Genomic DNA, 5143 nt, shown 5'->3' with positions numbered 1-5143 from the left:
GATGCGGTGCGGAGCGATGTGTGTAGATTTTTTTTTGAAGGGTGCGACGACCACGAAGTACACCACAGAGTCGATCGTCGGCGGCGTCAACTGTGTATAAGAGACAGCAACCCCCCAACCTGTGCCCGATGCAGCCCCCGAAACCATCAAAGTCGATCGCTACGAAGTTGTCGGTAGTACGGTTTTTACCGCTGAAGACTTCGATCGCGTCACGCTTCCCTTTACCGGAAGTGTTTCTTTCGATCGCATTATCCAAGCGCAGGATGCCGTTCGAGAATTGTATGGAAGCCAAGATTATTTAGGAACGATTGTTTACATTCCTGCCGAGCAAGCGGTGCAAATTGAGGGGGGAATTGTCAGAATTGAGGTTGTCGAAAACGGTTTGAGCGCCCAAGAGATTGATGTAATTGGTACTGAGCGCCTCAATCCCAACTACATTCGCAGTCGCCTTTTAAGGGCTACGGGAAAACCCCTCAATCGCAACCGTTTAATCGAAGCGCTGCGACTGCTGCAAATCGATCCTCTCATCGAGAGCATCTCTGCGGATTTGTCCGCTGGAGTTGAACCGGGAAAGAATCGCCTCGAGGTGAAAGTTAAAGAGCAACCCGCTTTCAATGGGGAAATCGCGATCGATAACCATCGCTCGCCCAGCGTCGGTAGTATGCAACGCCAATCGTTCCTCAACTGGGCGAATCTCTTGGGGTTGGGCGATGTTATCAGTGCTGCCTATACGAATACCGATGGCAGCCATACCCTCGATACCCAGTATAAAATCCCGATCGCGCCGGATAATACTGCCCTGATTTTAAGTTACGGTCGGACTTGGAGCCGCGTCATCGAACGCCCCTTTGATCGCCTCGATATTGCGGCGGGAGGGCGCTATTACAACGTGACGCTGCGCCATCCCATAATTCAAACTGCCTCGGCGCAATCGATTGAAGAGTTCGCGGTGGGGATAACAGCGACGCGCAGAGAGAGCGAAACCACCCTGCTCGATTTTCCCTTTCCCTTGGCGGCGGGGGCGGATAATGAGGGAAAGACGAGAATTTCCGTGCTGCGATTTTTTCAGGAATACTCGCGGCGAGATAACCAGGAAGTTTTGAGTGCGCGATCGCAATTTAGCCTCGGATTGGATGCTTTCGACTCCACGATTAATGAAACCGCCCCCGACAGTCGCTTTTTGGCTTGGCAGGGCGAAGCACGCTGGCTGAGGGTTCTCGCGCCCGATACGATTTTACTGCTGCGAGGCAGCTTGCAACTGGCAGATCGCCCCCTTTTACCCCTTGAACAAATTGCTCTGGGCGGTTGGGGAAGCGTTCGCGGCTATCGTCAAGATGCCTTGCTCGCCGATAATGGGGTGTTTGGTTCGGTGGAAGTACAGTTTCCCCTTTACCATTCGCAGTCGCGCCAGACGGTGTTTCAAATCATTCCTTTTTTCGATTTTGGCACCGTTTGGAATAGTGGGGGAACGGGGACTTTAGATCGCAATACCCTGTCCGCGATCGGGTTAGGATTACAACTGCGGCAGGGCAACTTTCTCGCTCGTTTGGATTGGGGAATTCCCCTCGTTAACCTTTCATCCCGGAGGGAAACATGGCAAGAAAACGGCTTATCTTTCTCCTTAAGTTACAGTCTATTTTAATTTATTTTGGGGTTGGTTTAAGCTTAACTTTAATTTTGAGCTTGATGCCGATTTCCGTTTGGGCAAATTTTCCTGCTGGGAATCAATTAACGCCGAACGATCGCGTCATCACCGCCCCGCAACTGATTGAAGAAGGCAGACTGTTTTACGAAGCGGGACAATTCGATCGCGCCCTCAATTCCTGGGAGAAAGCAACGGCAATTTATCGGCAACGCGGCGATGAAATTGGCATATCGGGCAGTCTAATTAACCAAGCTCGCGCCCTATCGGCCATGGGACTTTCTCGTCGCGCTTGCAAGACGGCAACCCAAGCATTAAAACTGGACGATGCCCTCTGCGATGCTAACCCAAACCCGCCCGTTATTCCCCCTCAACAACCTTCCTTCCTCCTCCATACTGGATTGCAAACCCTTGGCGATATTTTGCGATCGCTGGGTAACTTTGAAAGCGCGAAAGAAATCTTGCAGCAAAATTGGGAAATCGCGCAACAATTATCCTCTGAGCCAGCCAAAGGCGCTACCCTTCTGAGTTTAGGAAACGTCGCCCGCGTGTTGGGAAATCGAGAGCGCGATCGCACTGAAACCCTCGGCAATAAACCTTTTTCCATGCCACCACCGACAGCCGATTGTACGACATCCCCGCAGATTATTTCCAGTTCCAGCGCGATCGCATACTACCAGCAAGCGATCGGGCTTTACCAACAAGCAACTACCTGCTACCCCGACTCTACTGCCCAACTTCCCGCCCTTCAAGCCCAACTCAACCGCCTCAGTTTGCTGGTTGAAATCGAACGAGGATTGCCAGATCCAGCGGTGCGATCGGAGATATTAAAACTGCTCGAAATTCAGGGTAAAATTGCAGATTTACCCCCCAGTCACGAAGCCATTTATACTAAAATTAATTATGCCCGCAGTCTCGCATCCCTCTCCTTCAAACTGGGAATTAAATCTTCCCCTCTTTCCGAGCAAAATATCGAACAACTTTTACAAGATTCGATTCAACAATCGCAAACCTTAGCCGATAAACAAGCCCTTGCCTACGCGATCGGTAATCTCGGTTGGTTGTACGAACTCACCGGGCGATATTCCGAAGCATTAGACGCAACCCAACGAGCATTACAACTCGCTCGAGACATTAATTCTCTAGAGATTATGTATCAGTGGGAATGGCAACTGGGGCGAATTTTAAACCAGCAAAAACAGCCCGAGCTTCAAGGCGCAAAAGCCGCATACGAAAGTGCCAGCAATACCCTCCAAGCCATCCGCAAAAACTTAACCGCCGTCAATAAAGATGCTCAATTCTCCTTTCGCGATGATGTCGAACCCTTCTATCGACAATTTGTGAATCTCATTTTAACCGCAAAGACAAGATCCGAACCCAGTCCAGAGAATCTCCAACAAGCCATCAAACAGATTGACGAACTTCAACTCGCTGAACTCGAAAACTTTTTAGGATGTCAGTTAGGCAATTTAGCACCGAATAACTCAACTTCTCCCCTCGAACAAATTGCCAATCGCAGCGAACAAATTACCCAAACTAAAGCCGCCTTAATTTATCCTATCCTCCTTGAAGATCGCGTCGCACTCCTCTTCAAACTTCCCAACCAATCCCTCAAATATCACGAGACTTTAATTAGCCAGCAGGAAGCTAAAAAGAAACTGCGACAACTCCGCAACTTATTAATCGTACAAGGAGTTGATATCGATGAATTCAACCAACTCGCGCAAGAAATCTATGGGTGGATTTTGCAACCCCTTGAAGAATCCCTCAAAAAGAGCGATGAAGTCGAAACCTTAGTTTTTGTCCTCGATGGCGAACTTCGCAATATTCCCATGGCAGTTTTATACGACGGACAGGAATATTTAGTACAAAAAGACTACAGTCTCGCGATCGCGCCCAGCTTACAACTCATCAAGCCTAAACCCCGCTCAGAAACCACGAAAGTTTTGCTAGGGGGTATTGAAAAATATCCGTCGGAGGGAAAATTTTCCTTTCCCAACTTGAAAATAGAACAAGAACAACTACAACCGATTCAAAAAGAAGTCGCAGCGAGCGAAATCCTGTTAAACACAGACTTCACGAAAAAAAATCTCCAAACTCAACTGCAATTTAACAACTTTTCTACCATTCACCTCGCCACTCATGGACAATTCAGTTCCAATCCCGAAGAAACCTTTATTGTCGGTTACAACGAACTCATCAAAGCCAACGACTTGCAAGAATTAATTCAAAGTAGCAGTACCCGGATCGAATTGCTAGTTTTGAGTGCTTGCGAAACAGCGCAAGGAGATAATCGAGCCATATTAGGACTTGCCGGACTTACCGTCCAATCCGGTGCGGGGAGTACCATTTCTACGTTATGGAAAGCTCCAACCGTTCCCACCAATCAATTAGTCGTCCAGTTATATCAAGAGTTAAAAAATCCCCAGACAAGTGCGGCAAAAGCCCTTCACCTCGCCCAAAAAGCTCTCTTCGATATCTACTTAGATTCTCCCTACAACTGGGCATCTTATACATTAGTCGGCAATTGGCTTTAACGTTTACTTTTATAGCATTACTCGCTGGGTATCGAAATTGTAGCAAGTTTGATCAGATCTTTTAGGGTACAAGGCAGTGCAATTTCAAATTGGAGTAGCCCGCAAACGTAAACCAAGTGCCTGAATAACCTTGAGCAGAGTAGCCAATTCTAGATTACCTTCCCTCGATAAAGCTCGATCGAGACTCTCACTTCCAATCCCCATTTCACTAGTAATATGTGTCATCCCTTTGGCTCGGGCAATATCTCCTAATGCAGCTACCACTAGTGCTGGATCTCCATCTTCAAGTGCTGCTTCAAGATATGCAGCCATATCTTCTCTAGTTTGTGACAGCTCCTACACTGACCTGAGTACAGGTACAGTGTAGGCTTCCAAACCAATCCGGCTATCGCTTAGGAGGCGTTTGGCTTTAAGAACGGAATGCCCTACCGCTCTATTTTTTATATTTATCGCCGCGTTATGATCGCGGTCAAGAGAAAAACCACAATGAGGGCAGTCATGCCACCGAATATGCAGTTTCTTGGGTACTTTCTCACCACAATTGGAGCAATCCTGTGATGTATTATGGGCGCTTACTGGGATAACCAACAAACCAGCGTTTACGGCTTTGTTTGTCAGTATTGACAGGAAGCTTGACCACCCAGCGTCCAAGACAGATTTAGCCAATCTTGTACGAGCAAGTCCTTTGACGTTTAAATTCTCATGAGCGATAACGTCATGTTTTGACAGGAGATAATTAGCTGTCTTGAAGTGAAAATCTTTCCGCTTGTCGGCAACTTTCTTATGCTGTTTTCCTAGTTTTTTAATGGCTTTAAGCCTACCGTTGCTCCCCTTCTTTCTACGCGATACCCGTTTTTGGAGGACTCTGAGACGCTTCTGTGCTTTACGATAATGCTGTGGAATAGCAACGGTTTCACCCTCAGAAGTTGTCAAGAATTCTTTCAAACCCATATCAATTCCCATT

4 protein-coding genes are annotated in these 5143 nt (G+C 47.6%); 2 read left to right on the top strand and 2 right to left on the bottom strand.

All coding sequences use genetic code 11. From position 1 onward, the window contains the following. The first annotated feature begins 121 nt into the window (after nucleotides 1-121). Together NJ959_RS25225 and NJ959_RS25220 are read left to right on the top strand one after the other, a co-directional pair. Nucleotides 122-1642 (top strand): ShlB/FhaC/HecB family hemolysin secretion/activation protein, encoded by a 1521-nt coding sequence (locus NJ959_RS25225; protein WP_254014511.1) that lies wholly within the window; start codon nucleotides 122-124, stop codon nucleotides 1640-1642. Beyond that, complete coding sequence (locus tag NJ959_RS25220) at nucleotides 1594-4179, top strand: CHAT domain-containing protein (protein ID WP_254014510.1); 2586 nt, start codon at nucleotides 1594-1596, stop codon at nucleotides 4177-4179. The genes NJ959_RS25225 and NJ959_RS25220 overlap by 49 nt, the downstream gene beginning before the upstream one ends. An 84-nt stretch (nucleotides 4180-4263) precedes the next feature. Here the strand turns inward: NJ959_RS25220 and NJ959_RS25215 are convergent, their stop codons facing one another. Together NJ959_RS25215 and NJ959_RS25210 are read right to left on the bottom strand one after the other, a co-directional pair. Further along, complete coding sequence (locus NJ959_RS25215) at nucleotides 4264-4512, bottom strand: addiction module antidote protein (protein ID WP_305069165.1); 249 nt, start codon at nucleotides 4510-4512, stop codon at nucleotides 4264-4266. A gap of 3 nt (nucleotides 4513-4515) precedes the next feature. Beyond that, nucleotides 4516-5143 (bottom strand): RNA-guided endonuclease InsQ/TnpB family protein (locus NJ959_RS25210; RefSeq protein ID WP_254014508.1); only part of this gene is annotated, 628 nt, incomplete at its 5' end.

It is taken from the genome of Limnofasciculus baicalensis BBK-W-15 (assembly GCF_024178385.1).
Lineage (GTDB): Bacteria > Cyanobacteriota > Cyanobacteriia > Cyanobacteriales > Coleofasciculaceae > Limnofasciculus > Limnofasciculus baicalensis.
Note: the sequence above shows the minus strand (reverse complement) of the source record. Positions and strands in the feature narration are given on the sequence as shown.

Excerpts from the sequence above, each read along its gene's own strand:
- NJ959_RS25220 (WP_254014510.1), top strand. The coding sequence starts at position 1,594 with ATGGCAAGAAAACGGCTTATCTTTCTCCTTAAGTTACAGTCTATTTTA.